A 15,261-nucleotide genomic window follows, 5' to 3' on the forward strand; every position below is an offset into this window, starting at 1 on the left:
CCTGTTTCTATACGTACTTCAAGTGGCCTATTCGCCTATTCATTTATGACTTTGTCTGTCTTTACCTTACCATCACAGATTTCAATTAAATGGCCTGCCTGCAAAGCGATGCTTTCATCATGTGTAATAACAATCAGCGTTTGTTTATAATACTTATTTGAATATTTCAGCAGTTCCACTATTTCCTGTCTGGTTACGCTGTCCAGATTACCAGTTGGTTCATCTGCCAGAAGAAATGCCGGCGCATGGATCAGGGCGCGTCCAATAGCAACTTTCTGCTGCTGGCCGCCGGACAATTGCCGGGGCAATTGTTTTACTGCCTTACTCAGATCCAGAATATCTAAAAGCCTGGATAAATGTTCCTGATTAACCTTGCGTCCATCCAGTTTTAGAGGAAGTGTGATGTTATCTTCCACATTAAGGGTAGGAATCAGATTGTAAAACTGATAGACCAGACCAATCTGGCGGCGCCTGTAGATTGCCATTTCGTCAATTGTTTTTTGCAGAATATTTCTTCCATCCACAGAAATACTGCCTGAGGATGGAGTATCCACACCTCCAAGCAGATGAAGCAGTGTAGATTTTCCGGAACCAGACGGTCCGGTTATAACAACAAACTCTCCCTTCTCTATCGAAAAAGAAACATCCTGTAAAGCATGAACCTGATTACTTCCACTTCCATATTTCTTATTTAAATTTTCCACCCTTAAAATTTCCATGCTGCACCTCTCCCTGAAATTATTATAGCAAAATAAAGTGACTCTGCCGTGACTCTAAAATTACAATATTGTCATTAACAACTGAAGTTTATTATACAATGCCTCTGTTTTGAAAGCAAAAAAAGAAGGCCTTACACAGCCCCCTTATAAAAGCAAATCTGAAATTCTGCACCGCTATTTATTCCATTTTGAACTTTCACTGTACCATTCTGCCGGCTAATAATCATTTGAGACAACGCCAGTCCGATTCCAAAACTCCCTTGGCCGGATCCTTTTCCTTTATAGAACCTTTCAAAAATATGCGGAAGATCCTCAGGCGCAATCCCCTCACCGTTGTCTGAAATTACTATTTTAGTGTATACAGGGTTTTCCTCTGCTGTTATACATAGACTTCCGCCTGCCGGAGTATGTTCCATACAGTTTTTTATGATATTACCAATCGCTTCCACACTCCATAAAACATCCCCTCTGAAGCTGATCTCATCTCCGACTTCCATAAGGAACCTCTGTTCCTTTAACTCCAGGGGAATTTCCAGTGGTTCCATTGCTTTTTTCACCAGTGTGCTCACAGGAACAGATTCGAAATGGAATTTCACCGTACCGGATTCCAGCTGTGAAATCTTCAGCAGAGAGGCGATCAGCCAATCTACACGGGATAACAGGCTGTTCACTTCCTGTACTTTTCTTACCCGTTCTTCTTCAGAAATTTGTTCCCGCTGCAGCCGCTGCGTAATCATACGTATGGACGTAAGAGGAGTCCGAATCTGATGCGAGATATCTGCAATCGAATTGCTAAGATAGACTTTGTCTCTTTGCAGCATTTCTGCCTGTTCCCTTAATCTGACAGTCATCTTATAGATCTCACAGCTTAAAATCGCCAGCTCCCCTTCCTGATCCTGCATAAAATCCATGCTATAATCACCATGCAGTATCTGATCCAGCCCCTCATTCATGACAGATATTTTTTTATAACGCCTGCGGGTAAATAAATAATAGATCACACCCCCAATGACGCAGATCATCCCTACATAAATACCGCTAGGTACTGATATCCAAACACCGCCGAAAACAGCCAGAACTGAGAAAGCGGCATAAAGTATACATTGTCTTTTTACTTCTGAGTTTCTTAGTAAATTCATATCGACACTCCTTATTGCCTTTGGCTGATTTGCAGTCTCTCTTAATCTCCTATTTTATAGCCTTGTCCCCGGATCGTCCTGATGATCACAGGATTCGCAGGATCATCCTCCACCTTTTCCCTGAGCCGTTTAATATAGACCGTAAGCGTATTGTCATTCACAAAATCCCCGGCAATGTCCCAGATTTCTTCCAGCAGGCGGTTTCTGGACAGCACCTCTCCCTGATGATTCAAAAATACCAATAAAAGCCTGTACTCTAAAGAAGAGAGGTTGATTTCCCTCCCATCTTTAGAAACATATGCTTTTACCGTATCTACGTATAAATTGGAAATCCGAAATACAGACTGCGATTTTCCGCACCGCCGCAATACATTTTTAACCCTTGATATTAATTCCAACGGCCGGAATGGTTTTGCAATATAATCGTCTGCACCCTGGTCAAATCCTGTGACTACACTTGCTTCATCTCCCAATGCTGTAAGCATGATAACCGGCAGCTCCCACTCCTGTTTAATATACCTGCAGATAGAATAACCACTTCCATCCGGCAGCATTAAATCTAATAATACCAGGTCAAACTGCTCCTGCTCCAGTATTTCCATTGCCTCACTTCTGGTCCTGCCGGATACAGCCGCAAAACCTTCCTCCTTTAACAACTCTGTTAGGTTTTTTATAATATCCTCATTATCTTCTATAAGTAATATCCTGATCATGTATACCTCATTTCCATAGAACAGCTGCCATAAACTACTACTGATCTGCAGCCCGATCTTAACTTTATGAACTACCGATATTATTTCAGTATATTTCATTCTCAAGATAATTGCTATATGAAAATTCATTCTTTCTGCAAAAAATCTGCCAGCCCATCTTTTTCCGGCACATCACGGCTGCCCCTGTATCAGCGTTTTAGGCAAGCAGATCTTTTACCGTTTTTTTACCATAGACTTTTCTCCAATCATTTGCAAATCCCTCCACCGCTGCAGAAACACATGCATTTTTGCAAAACTCTTCCAGAATAGGATACGGTAATGTGACTGCCCTTGCTCCAGCCAGAAAAGTATCGATTACCTGTCTTGTATTGCGATAGCTTGCTCCAAGGACTTTACTGCTTATATGATTCATTTCAAACAGCTGAGTAATCTCCCGAACAGTTTTTGCAGGGTCCATATTACTGTTATACATTTTATTATAATATACTGCTATGTAATCTGCACCTGCCAAACCGTCTATATATGCCTGTTCTGGTGAATATACTACCGTAGCTGTAACATGAATATCCTTTTCCTTCAGCTCTTTCATTGCTCTGTAGCCTTCAAAATTTGATGGTATTTTTACAAAGATATCTCTATCCACTTTCTCCACTAGAGCAAGTCCATCTGCAACCATTTCCTGCCAGGATGTTCCCGCCACCTGAACATGAAGCTGCTTATTTCCAATAATATTCTTAATATCATAAAGCCTTTGGAGAAAATCAGTGTTTTCTCTTGCTATAATGGTTGGATTTGTAGTGACCCCGGATATGCGAAACCATTCATTTGCCAATTTAATCTGATCCAGATTTGCCGTATCTAAAATTAACTGCATGCTTACCTCCACTTATTCTCACGAATTACGTGATATTTTATGATGTTAAACGTGTTCTGAAAATTAATTCTACAATTTCTTAAAGTCCCAAAAATATTTAACGTTTCTTTGTTTTTGTATCAATTAATACAGCTACCACGATAATTCCGCCTTTTATAACCTGCTGCCAATAAGAGTTAATGTCGATCAGCGTCATCCCGTTACTTAGTACACTCAGCAGTAAAACACCCACAATTGTTCCGAATAACTTGCCTTTTCCGCCTGACATACTGGTACCGCCTACAACCGCAGCAGTAATACAATCCATTTCAAAACTCTGCCCGGCGGAAGGCTGGCCTGAACCAAGTCTGGCTGAAACTATAAGACCTGCAACCGCTGTCAGTACGCCCATAATCAGGTATACAATAATTTTAACTTTATCTACATTCAGCCCTGACCACTTACTGGCCTCTGCATTGCCACCCACTGCATAGACATATCGCCCAAAACGTAACTTATTCATGATAAATGAACCGGCTATCACGCAGACTGCCATAATTATTACCGGAATCGGTAAAAACCCCACATATCCCGTACCAATATTTAGGTACCTGTCATCTGTAATTGAAATAGGATCACCGCCCGTTACAATATACGCCATTCCTCTTAAGATCGTCATACTTGCCAAAGTTGCTATGAACCCCGGCAGATCTCCTTTTGCCGTAAGAAATCCATTAAATAATCCAACGGCAACTCCCATGAATATCGCTGCTAAAACAGCGAGAATTACAGAATTGGTCATTTTAAATGTCCAGGTTGCAACCAAACCGCTTACTGCAACAAGAGAACCGGCAGACAAATCAATCTCCCCAACGATAATAACCATCGTCATACCAATAGATGCTATTGCTGTATAAGATGCCTGGCGGATTACATTAATGATATTGTTAAATGTCAGAAATGTGGGTGTTAACACCGTCCATAACAGACAGATAAATATAAGGATGAAAACGAGCACCAGTTGTCTCATTGTATCAAAACTCAATTTTTTCTTGTTTGCAGTAGTCATAATCCCTTTCCTCCTCCGATAGCTGCGCTCATAAGTGCCTCCTGTGTAACTTCCTGGGAATTCATTTCCCCTGTTTTACTTCCCTCATGCATAACTACCACACGGTCACTTATTTTCATGATTTCAGCCATCTCAGACGAAATCATAATAATGCTCATTCCCTGTTCGGTGAGCCTGCGCATAAGGTTATAGATCTCTGTCTTTGCACCGATATCAATTCCTCTGGTAGGTTCATCCATAATCAGTACGTCCGGTGCCATGGAAAGCCACTTCGCAATTACCACTTTCTGTTGATTTCCTCCGCTCAATTCTTTCACTGCCTGGTTCTCATTGGCAAGAGCTATTGCCAGGTCTTTAATATATGTCCCCGTGATATCCTGCAATTCTTCTTTTCTTAGAATCTCATGCTTAAACTGAGCCAGTTTCGACAGCAGCATATTATCTTTTATACTCATTCCAAGCACCAGCCCCAAATCCTTTCTGTCCTCCGGAACAAGCCCGATTCCGGCATTAATTGCATCTCTTGGGCATCCAATACTTACTTTTTTCCCTTTTATATAAATTTCACCGTCTGCAATGGAGTCAATTCCGAATATGATCCTGGAAAGCTCTGTTCTGCCCGCTCCCACAAGTCCAAAGAATCCAAGAATTTCTTTCTTATAAAGTTTAAAATTAACAGGGATGGAGCCAGGATATATTTTTACATTTCTGACTTCCAGCACAACGTTATTCTCATCCACCGTCACATTCCCTTTTGGAATCTTTTCTTCCAGCTCCCGTCCGATCATCATTTTAATGATTGCCTTTTCATCAAAATCATCCCGTTCTACCGTGCTGATATAAGCCCCGTCACGAAAAACTGTAATTCTGTCTGCCAGATCAAAAACTTCTTCCATACGGTGTGAAATGTAGACGATACTGATTCCCCGAGACTTCAGTTCCCGTATAATCTCGAATAGAATGTGTGATTCATTATCGGTCAGACTGGCTGTGGGCTCATCTAAAATGATTACCTTTGCATGGAAAGATAAGCATTTTGCAATTTCAATTAACTGTTTATGTCCGCAGCTCAGAGAACTGATCGTTGTCTTTGTATCCAGCTTTAAATTGACTTTTCCCAATTCCATTGCCGCATCCGCATACATGGCAGCTTTATCGATACAGTGCTTTTTGTCTAAATGCTCTCTACCCAGGAATATATTTTCTGCTATATTCATATTTTCCAGAAGATTAAATTCCTGAAACACCATACTGATCCCTAACTGCTGTGCCTGCAAAGGCGTCTTGATGTCTATCTCTTCCAATTGTCCTGCAGCATTGGCGATCATAGTCTTCCCTTCTGTCTTTGTATATACTCCGGTAAGAATCTTCATCAGGGTTGACTTTCCTGCCCCGTTTTCCCCCATCAGAGCATGTACTTCGCCTTCTCTGAGATCCAGCTGTACATTATTAAGTGCCTTGATACCTGCAAATGATTTTGTTATATTTTCCATCTTTACTATTGTTTTTCCCACAGCTTCACCTCATAATTTTTGCGATTATTTTAGATACTGAGCTTCTCTGTCTATGTATTCCTGGATATTGTCTTTTGTCATGTATTCACATTCCAGTTTAATTTCTTTATCTACTGTTTCGCCGTTGATCCACTTTACTGCATTTTTTACGGATTCATATCCCATCTGATATGGATCCTGGGCAACGCCAATCGCCAGCGTTTCGTCTTTGATTCCATTCATAACATCTTCCGTAGCATCAACTCCGGTAAGGATAATATCCTTTAATCCGGAAGCCTTAACAGCGCTTGCTATTCCCAATGCGGAGTTCTCATTTATTCCCGGAAATGCCTGTATATCGGGATGTGCCTGGAGAATAGTTTCTGCTGATTCCAAAGATTTTGTTCGCTCAATGGCACCGTTCTGGGTTGCTACCATCTCAATCTGGGTTTTTGCCTTAATATAGTCGGTAAATCCTTTTTCACGGTCTTTTAATGAAGAAACAGAAGGGTCAACTAACAATGCAATTTTTCCCTTACCACCCAGTTGTTCATCTATATACTGAGCCAGCATTTCACCGATTTTCACATTATCAGAAGCAATAAAGGAAGTTGCTTCCGCCCCGTCTACTGTGATGTCCATCGTAAATATGCCTATGTTTTTATCCAGTGCAGCCTGACAAGCTGGTGCCACTGCTGCAGAATCATATGGGTTTAATAAAATTGCTTTTACACCGCTTTGTACCAGGTTTTCTATCTGTGTTGTCTGTTTTTCTACACTGCTGTCTGCTGACTGTACAACTAGTTCCACACCCAATTCTTTTGCCGCATCTTCCGCACCTTTTTGCATTGCCTTAAAAAATGGATGTACGTTCTGCCCAAATGAAATACCAAGTGCAATATCTGATTTTGCCTTGGACTCAGATTCCTTCACTTCCGTGACTCCTGCGGCAGAGGAAGAAGCGGTACCCGCATCATTTGATCCACAGCCTGCGAAACTAACTGCCAATGCAGCACAGCATAAAACTGATAATATTTTCTTCTTCATATGAATCCTCCTTATATATAATCAGGCTGCCTGCCCGATTTTTTACCTTATTTTATTTTTGCCGTATAATGATGCTTGAATTAATACTATACCTATATTATAATGAAGATGTTTTTATGTTTATGTGAAGCCCTTCCTGGGATTGATCCCAAATGAAATCCCGGGAAGAGCTAAGCCCAGCAATCTTTTATTCATGGTATTATCTATCGTTTTACTATCACTTTATTATAGATTTATCTCACAAACTCTGCTCCGCCTTTAATATTTCTTGGAGCCAAGGCGATCTTACCAAGAATTGCATATTGTGATGCATGTCCTGCTGCCGGAATATTTCCAGGTACACAATGAATCGTGGAATATGCGATTGTTGCAAATTTTACTGCTTCTTTGTATTCCGGAGGAATTCCAATCTCTGCAGAAGTAGTCAATCTGATATTTTGAGGAATTCTTGCCTGAATTTCTTTCATAATCGCCGGATTCCTCACACCTCCGCCGCTTGCATAAAGAGTATTTGTCTTTGCAACAATATCAGCCGGAATGTTATCCGTCATTGATTTTGCTACCGCCGCACCGGTAAAGGCACATGCAGTTGCAATAATATCTTCTTTGGGCAGATATTTGAACTTTTCTATAACACTATCTATGTACTCAGCACTATAGTCCGCAATCCATCCGGATCTTGGTACCGGCCTGTCAAAAAACGGATGCTTCATAAAATGATCCAGTAAATCTGCATTGACATTCCCACGCTCCGCAATCATACCATCTTTATCATATTCCAGGCCAAAAAGCTTTTTGCACATATAATTAGAAATTACATTCCCCGGACCTGTATCAAATCCAAACATTTGGCGTCTGTCCTTACTTGCCAGATGAAGATTTGCAATACCTCCGATATTTAATGTCATGGAAGGATTTTCTTTTTTTCTAAACATAATAAAATCCAGATACGGCATAAGAGGTGCTGCACTGCCGCCCCAGGTATGATCTGCCGGACGAAAATGCGTAACGGTATCAATATCTGTAAGATTTGCAATCACGGAACTTTCACCCATCTGGAAGCCTGCAGGATATGCTTTCGACAGCCACCTGCCCGGCCAGTCTGCTTTCTGTTCTACCGTCATCTCAGCGATTGCTTTGTGATCCGGCTGTTCCTGGTAAATAGTCTGGGTATCCAGTCCAAGAACCTTGATATCTCTGGAGTTAATATTATTTTCTTTCATAAATTGAACCGCTTTTTCTGCAAAGACTGCGCCGCAGATATAATTTAATCGGTTCAGTCCCACCATATCCACTTTGTTTTCAAAGGAAGCTGTAACGATTTCCTTAACCTCTTCGGGCCAGTCGTATGAGCCTCCCGCAATAAATCTCGGTGCCTTTGGAAACCCATCTGCATCCATTTCAGTTTCAGCCAGAACAACGTCAATACCATCAAATGATGAACCACTGTTCATTCCCATAATTAAATCCATTTGTTTACCTCCATTTTTGTTTTATTTATAGTAACCTTACCGGTTTGCTATCGTTTTTTACAGGACCTTCGGATATTCAAATGTCCTTTTAATACAATCTTCATTCCATCTTCTTCTCTTTCGGGATGTTCCACCTGAGTAAATACTCTCTCAGCCGCAATTCTTCCCATCTTCTCAACCTGCTGTTCAACTGTAGTAATATCCATCAGCTGTATCATATCTTCTTCATCCCATGTAATAATGGACCTTTCACTCAGCCAGTTTTCAGAACGAAGTTTCAGTTCCCTGAATATAGCAGTTGTCAGTGATCCGTTTAAAATAAGAATGGCTGTAATATCTTCGTTTTTATTCAGATACTCATCAATTTCTTTCTCTACAGCTTCTTCCTCCCAGTCGAAGGTTTCTATGTACCTTTCATCTAAATCAATTCCTTTATCCCGAAAGGCTTTGCGGTAGCCTTCCACACGATCCCTGACAGTAGTGATCATGGGACGCCCTGCCCCAAAGACACCAATCTTACGATGACCCAAATCCAATAAGTAGGATGTAGCCTCACAAGCCACATCTTTGTTTGCAGTTTCAATCAAATCACGGTTTAAGCCTTCGATTTTCCGGTCAACACAAACAACCGGAATCGGACCATTATACAAAACCCGCTTGTCTTTGGGAATTGCCTTAATATTGTCAAATATGGATGCCAGAATAATGCCGTCTACCTGCTTTGTACGAAGCATTTCCATGTGCTGTAATTCTAATTCCGGTTTCTCATGGGTATTGCAGATCAATGTATTGTAACCATTTTTTCTTGCTACCCGTTCTATGGAATATACCATTTCTCCAAAAAAACTATTTTTAATACTTCCGATTACAATGCCGATAGTCTTCATACTCCGGCCTCTCATACCCTGCGCAATGGCATTAGGCGAATAATTTAATTCCCTGACTGCATTCATTACTTTATCTCTGGTCTTCTCTGAAACAGATCCATAATTGCCGATTACTCTGCCCACAGTTGCAACCGATACACCGGCTAATATCGCCACATCTTTGATTGTCTTTTCCTTATTTTCTCCATTATCCCCCATATGTCCAACCTCACTAATGAATTTTTTTGAGAACGTTCTCTTTAATTACATTATACATCTATTTTCTAATATGTCAATTATATAAATTATTTTCACCAATTATAACAGATTTATGCTTTATATTTTATGCATAATGTATAATAGGTATTTTTCATATTTAACTATTTATGTTATAAAATGTTAACGTTCTCCTTTTTATACACCATCAGTATCATCTTTTATGACAATAAAAAAGCGGTCACAATTCCGATTTCTCGAAACTGCATCGCTTTTTGTTACTGCTATTCAATACACACTTTATTTCTTTGCAGCATACCGTTACCTGATTTCTTGAGGGTATACTATTATCTGATTTCGTCACATCATTTCATTACTACATTCCGTAACTGTATTTCACTCATACATTTCTGGTTATCCGCACTTTACGTATTTTTCCTTTAATTGGTTTTTCCTGTAATGCTTCCAGAACGGCTTTACCTTTTCCATTTAAGATTTCTACATATGTTAAGCTGTCCCTTACATCAATAATTCCTATATCCTCTGCCGTCATTCCCTGAATATTGCAGACTGCTCCCACGACATCCACTGCACGCATTTTAGACTTCTTCCCGCCGCCTACCGATAATCTCGTTATAGATTTATTTAGAGCTGCACCTTTTTTTGGTTTCAGTACCGCCTTTTTCTTTAGATATGCCCAGAATCTTTTCTCATCCTCTGAATTGATTTCCGGCAGCTCTTCTATAGGCAATCTGTCACCGGTATATGCCTCCACCATTTGTTTCATTTTCTGATCAGATTCACTGACCAGACTAATAGCAGTTCCTTCTTTTCCGTTTCTTCCGGTTCTTCCCACCCGATGTACGTAAGTCTCCCTTCCCGTTGGAAAATCATAGTTGATCACATGGGTAATGTTCTCAAAATCAACTCCTCTTGCCGCTACATCAGTAGCAATCAGATAATGAAAACGCCCTTCCCGAAATCCATCGATCATCCTGAGCCTTTCTCTCTGTTCCAGTTCCCCATGAATCATACCACATGGTATCCTATCCCTTCCAAGCTTATGGCAGAGTACATTTACCATCTCCCGGGTTCCACAGAAAATCATGCAGTCCACGGGGTTTTCCTTAATCAGTATCCGAAGCAGTGCCTGGTATTTTTCTTCCTGATCCACTTCATATACGGTCTGCCGGATGCCTGCAACGGTTTCCGTTTCTGATTCCAGTATTATGGATACCGCTTCATTCATATATCCTTCAATTAGCTGCTTTACACCTTCATCTAAAGTTGCTGAAAACAGAAGAATCTGTCTGTCTCCCGGAAGCAGTGAGATAATTTCCTTTACCTCCTCCAAAAATCCCATATCCAACATGAGATCCGCCTCATCAATAACCAGATATTTAATCTGATTCAGCTTTAATGTTTCTCTGCGAACGTGATCCATAACGCGCCCGGGTGTTCCCGCTACAATGTGAGATTTCTGTTTTAAAGTCTGTATCTGTTTGTCAATGGGAAATCCTCCAAAGACTGCCGGAACCTTCAGACGTTTTTTCCTGCCGATATGAAAGATCTCCATCCCCACCTGCACCGCCAGTTCCCTGGTTGGTTCCAAGACTAAAGCCTGGGGTGAATTTTCCTCCCAGATTACTTTCTCACATAAGGGTATTGCAAATGCTGCCGTTTTCCCGGTTCCTGTCTGTGATTTCGCTACAATATCTCTTCCCCTCAAAGCTGTAGGAATGACTTCTTTTTGTATTTCCGTTGGTTTCAGGTAGCCTAGTCCTGTCAAAGCCTCCAGGATTTCTCCGGATAAATTATATTCTTTAAATAGATTGTTTTCTGTTTTCATAGTTTGGATTTATTCCTATTCTTTCTGTTATCTGTTTTCTGTTTTTATTGTAACATCTTTTACATGAAAAATATATGCAAAACGTTTAATTTGTCACTGCCAGATCAGCAATCCCTCTACGTTATTCTTGACACCCCCAAATACCAATGATATACTTGCCCTAAAAAGAATCAGGGGGGCGGATGACTTATGCTTAATCCTATCGTTATTACTGCATAGCAAAGGCTGATGCAGTGTAGAAAATTACATAAAGTATTATTTAATAGCCTTTGCTATTCCTATTTCATTATTAAATAAATTAGGAGTGCATAATGAGCTATATAAAAGCTACACATATTTTACCACCGGAATTAGTGGAACAAATCCAGGAATATATAGACGGTGAATATATTTATATTCCAAGAATGTCAGGCAATAAAAAAGCCTGGGGTGAAAGAACATATATCCGGGAAGAATTGGAATCAAGAAACCGGCAAATTTATCAGGATTTTCTATCCGGAATTAATAAAGATGATCTGGCGAAGAAATATTTTCTTTCATTGAAAAGTATCCAGAGAATCATCCGGCAGTGCCTGAAAAATGATTCACAAAATAACTGATAGCAGTTCGTAACATGGCGATGGGATATTTTACCCATCGCCATCATATTTGTTTAGCTCAACCTGTCTGCACAGATTATATAATGCAGATATACTCCGCACACCGATTAGCCGATATAAGCCCTATCTTGTCCCAATATCTTATTGTAGTCGGGGTTATCCCCGTAGCCTTACTTATATCATCAATGGAAAACATCCGTGATGCATCATCATTCTTTTTCTGTAAAAATCTCTGTTTAATCTGGGTACAGATGACATTATCCTTTTGAAGCACTGTCAACGCCTTATTTATGAGTCACTGCCCGCTTAGTATCCGATGGGAGCCAGTCGAATACTAAGCGGGCAGTGAGCTGCGAAATGCATCAGGATTTCGGAGCGAATGCCCGCGTGCCGCCAAAAAGTGCTCCGGGAAGGTTAGAAAATACCAGTTCTGCGGTAAGCCTTCCAAACCAATGTCCTGGTCCGCCCCCTTCTCTTTCCGTACACTACCTACATCTACAAAGCGTCATTCCTCAGCTAAACCCAAATACAAGATGAAATTGTTAGCTGTAGTACCAGGTTCTAACACAAATATAAGGTTTGCTCCATAAATCAAGTACTTTCCGCCATAAATCTTCCTTTATTGCTTTCATGTTGTATAATATAGGTATGAAGATTGAACTGACAGGAGGAATTTATGCAAAGTATTAAAATAGAAAACGCGAATGAAGGTAATTTAAAAAATGTTTCCTTAGAAATACCCAAGAACCAGCTTGTGGTATTTACAGGAGTTTCCGGTTCCGGGAAATCAACAATACTCATTGATGTTCTTTTTAATGAATGTCAGAGGCAATACCTGGAGGCTATGTCTCTTCAAGGTATTCATAAACCTAAGGTGGACCGCATACGGGGAGTTTCTCCCGCCATTGTAATTTCCCAGACAGACGCTAACAAAAATCCCCGTTCAACAGTAGGAACCATTTCCGATATTTACACCGACCTGCGAATGGTATATGAAAAACTTGGGGGCAGGGCCTGTCCCTATTGCGGGAAAATAATTAAGGCATCCGACTGCAAAGAAGAAACCGAAAAAGCAGGGAATGATTTTTTTGTTTATATGTATTGCTGCGAATGCGGCAAACGCATGGATAAGATTACCCGCACGAATTTTTCTTTCAATACCAAAGAGGGAGCCTGTCCCACTTGTGAAGGTCTGGGAAAAATCCATACGATACTAAAAGAACAGGCAGTGAATGAAGAACTGTCCCTGGAAGAAGGCGCGGTAAATTACTGGGAGAAAAAATACGGGGAATATCAGACCGCTGTATTATACGCTGCATTTAAACATTACGGCATCCCAGTTCCTGTAAACACCCCTGTACAGCATTTTAGTGAGCTGCAAAAATCTATTTTGTATGATGGCATTGAAAGCGAAAGAATGAAAAGTACTTTTCCTAATCTGGCTCCTCCTAAAACTGTGGCACTGGGTAAATTTGAAGGTGTCTTGCCTATATTATGGCGCAGGTTTACCGAAAAAAACGGAGATATGAAACAGTTTACTCCATATTTTGAGACCATAGAATGCCCCGACTGCAAAGGCGAGCGGCTCGCTGAATCAGGCAGAACCGTTACCGTAAACGGTACACGCCTGCCACAGCTTTCAAACTTTTCTTTAGAGGAACTGAATCAATGGATTCTGGAACTTAGTGCCTCACTTACAAAACAGCATGAAAATTACGTTAAAGCGTATCTTCTGGATATCCGGACTAAGCTTAACCGATTTATCAACGTGGGACTTGGCTATCTCTCTCTTGACCGCCAGACCGTGACTCTGTCAGGGGGCGAATTACAGAGGTTGAGGCTAGCGGCAATTCTGGATTCGGATTTGTCAGGTGTGATCTATATTTTAGATGAGCCAACGGTAGGTCTGCACCCAAAAGATACCGCAGGACTGATAAAAATACTTAAAAAATTACGTGATCTGGACAATACTGTACTTGTAATTGAGCATGATGTGGATACCATGGCAAGTGCAGATTATATCGTAGATATTGGTCCCGGCTCCGGAAAATATGGCGGTAAGGTTATAGCCGCCGGATCATTTGACAAAATAAAAAGCCGGGAAACTTCACTAACCGGCAGTTATCTGCAAAATCCACCGCCTGGTAAAACAACTTTTAGAAAAGCTGACAGAGATATCGTCCATATCGGAAATGCGGATAAATTTAATTTAAAAAAGATCAATGTAGATATTCCAGCGGGATGCCTGACTGCTATAACAGGTCCTTCCGGTTCCGGAAAATCAACTTTAATATTTGAAGTGCTTGCCAAAGGGAATCATCATGGACAGAACAATTATGTTTCTGGACTTGAACAATTTGATAAACTGGTTGAAATTGACCAGACGGCAGTCACAAAGATGAAGCGTTCCAACGTTGCAACATATTCCGAGGTTTATTCCGAAATCAGAACTGTATTTTCCAAGACTGATACAGCAAAAAAAGCAGGATTTACCGCAAAGCATTTCTCTTTCAACACACCTGGCGGCAGATGTGAGAATTGCCAGGGACTGGGATATGTAGACAGCAACATGCTGTTTTTTTCCAATGTTGAAGTTGTCTGCCCTGTCTGCAATGGAAATCAGTTCCATTATGATGTGCTGCAAGTAAAGTATGAAGGACTTTCCATTAAAGATGTACTGAATCTCTCTGTGGAAGAAGCCTCCCATTTCTTTGCAGGGCATCCCAAAATCAGAAAGATCCTGAGTCTTCTTATGGATGTGGGACTTGGATATCTGGAACTTGGACAAACTCTGACCACCTTATCCGGCGGGGAAGGACAACGTCTTAAGCTTGCGAAAGAACTGATCGGAAGCAGCTCTGGAAAGCGGAATCTTTATTTGCTGGATGAACCTACAACCGGTTTGCATCCTAAAGATGTGGAACATTTTCTTGTTCTTCTGAATCGTATGGTGGATGCCGGGAATACTGTGGTAGTCATTGAACATAATACTCAGATTATCAGAAACAGCGATTGGGTCATAGACCTAGGACCGGAGGGCGGTATAAAGGGCGGCCAGATTATCTTTGCGGGAACACCAATAGAAATGAAGGAGACAAGCAATAGTGTAACGGCAAAATATTTGTAATATAGCCCTGCATAGATCTCAGGAGTGCATTTACGGGATCTGTGCAGAGCTTTAGAGCGAACAATTTCTTGAATTTGGGTTTTGCTGATTAAGGGACGC

Annotated in this window: 13 protein-coding genes; 2 read left to right on the forward strand and 11 right to left on the reverse strand. The window is 40.8% G+C overall.

Annotation, left to right across the window (positions count from 1 at the left end):
• Window positions 1-35 precede the first annotated feature (35 nt).
• From RHS_RS05635 to RHS_RS05680, 10 genes are all read right to left on the reverse strand, one after another.
• A complete protein-coding gene (locus RHS_RS05635; protein WP_027292521.1) occupies window positions 36-719 on the reverse strand; it encodes an ABC transporter ATP-binding protein in 684 nt (227 codons plus the stop codon).
• 131 nt (window positions 720-850) lie between these two features.
• The gene (locus tag RHS_RS05640; protein ID WP_047832578.1) at window positions 851-1,858 is read right to left on the reverse strand and encodes a sensor histidine kinase KdpD; all 1,008 of its coding nucleotides are present in this window, start codon (window positions 1,856-1,858) and stop codon (window positions 851-853) included.
• Window positions 1,859-1,899: 41 nt separating this feature from the next.
• Window positions 1,900-2,571 carry a response regulator transcription factor gene (locus RHS_RS05645; protein WP_047832626.1) on the reverse strand — a complete coding sequence of 224 codons (672 nt, stop codon included), beginning with the start codon at window positions 2,569-2,571 and terminating at the stop codon, window positions 1,900-1,902.
• Between the two features lie 196 nt (window positions 2,572-2,767).
• Window positions 2,768-3,445, reverse strand: a complete 678-nt coding sequence (locus tag RHS_RS05650; RefSeq protein WP_027292518.1) for a transaldolase family protein — start codon at window positions 3,443-3,445, stop codon at window positions 2,768-2,770.
• Between the two features lie 97 nt (window positions 3,446-3,542).
• Window positions 3,543-4,493 carry an ABC transporter permease gene (locus RHS_RS05655; protein WP_052377654.1) on the reverse strand — a complete coding sequence of 317 codons (951 nt, stop codon included), beginning with the start codon at window positions 4,491-4,493 and terminating at the stop codon, window positions 3,543-3,545.
• On the reverse strand, window positions 4,490-6,007 hold the full coding sequence (locus tag RHS_RS05660; RefSeq protein ID WP_047832579.1) for a sugar ABC transporter ATP-binding protein: 1,518 nt from the start codon (window positions 6,005-6,007) through the stop codon (window positions 4,490-4,492). The genes RHS_RS05655 and RHS_RS05660 overlap by 4 nt, the downstream gene beginning before the upstream one ends.
• Before the next feature lie 24 nt (window positions 6,008-6,031).
• A complete protein-coding gene (locus RHS_RS05665) occupies window positions 6,032-7,033 on the reverse strand; it encodes a sugar ABC transporter substrate-binding protein (RefSeq protein ID WP_138002850.1) in 1,002 nt (333 codons plus the stop codon).
• A gap of 233 nt (window positions 7,034-7,266) precedes the next feature.
• A complete protein-coding gene (locus tag RHS_RS05670; protein WP_044288891.1) occupies window positions 7,267-8,505 on the reverse strand; it encodes an anhydro-N-acetylmuramic acid kinase in 1,239 nt (412 codons plus the stop codon).
• Between the two features lie 47 nt (window positions 8,506-8,552).
• Entirely contained in the window at window positions 8,553-9,590 is a 1,038-nt protein-coding gene (locus tag RHS_RS30275; RefSeq protein WP_395021468.1) for a LacI family DNA-binding transcriptional regulator, read from the reverse strand.
• A 397-nt stretch (window positions 9,591-9,987) separates the two neighbouring features.
• Window positions 9,988-11,436, reverse strand: coding sequence for a DEAD/DEAH box helicase (locus RHS_RS05680; protein WP_044288890.1), 1,449 nt, complete (start codon window positions 11,434-11,436; stop codon window positions 9,988-9,990).
• 311 nt (window positions 11,437-11,747) lie between these two features.
• Between RHS_RS05680 and RHS_RS05685 the strand changes: the two genes are divergently transcribed.
• On the forward strand, window positions 11,748-12,035 hold the full coding sequence (locus RHS_RS05685; RefSeq protein WP_027292514.1) for a CD3324 family protein: 288 nt from the start codon (window positions 11,748-11,750) through the stop codon (window positions 12,033-12,035).
• A 76-nt stretch (window positions 12,036-12,111) separates the two neighbouring features.
• Here the strand turns inward: RHS_RS05685 and RHS_RS30280 are convergent, their stop codons facing one another.
• The gene (locus RHS_RS30280) at window positions 12,112-12,231 is read right to left on the reverse strand and encodes a MerR family DNA-binding transcriptional regulator (RefSeq protein WP_395021525.1); all 120 of its coding nucleotides are present in this window, start codon (window positions 12,229-12,231) and stop codon (window positions 12,112-12,114) included.
• A 480-nt stretch (window positions 12,232-12,711) separates the two neighbouring features.
• On the opposite strand from RHS_RS30280, the gene RHS_RS05695 reads away from it, so the two are divergent.
• Window positions 12,712-15,162, forward strand: a complete 2,451-nt coding sequence (locus tag RHS_RS05695) for an excinuclease ABC subunit UvrA (protein WP_047832581.1) — start codon at window positions 12,712-12,714, stop codon at window positions 15,160-15,162.
• Window positions 15,163-15,261: the final 99 nt, after the last annotated feature.

This window comes from Robinsoniella sp. RHS, from assembly GCF_001029355.1.
Lineage (GTDB): Bacteria > Bacillota > Clostridia > Lachnospirales > Lachnospiraceae > Robinsoniella > Robinsoniella peoriensis.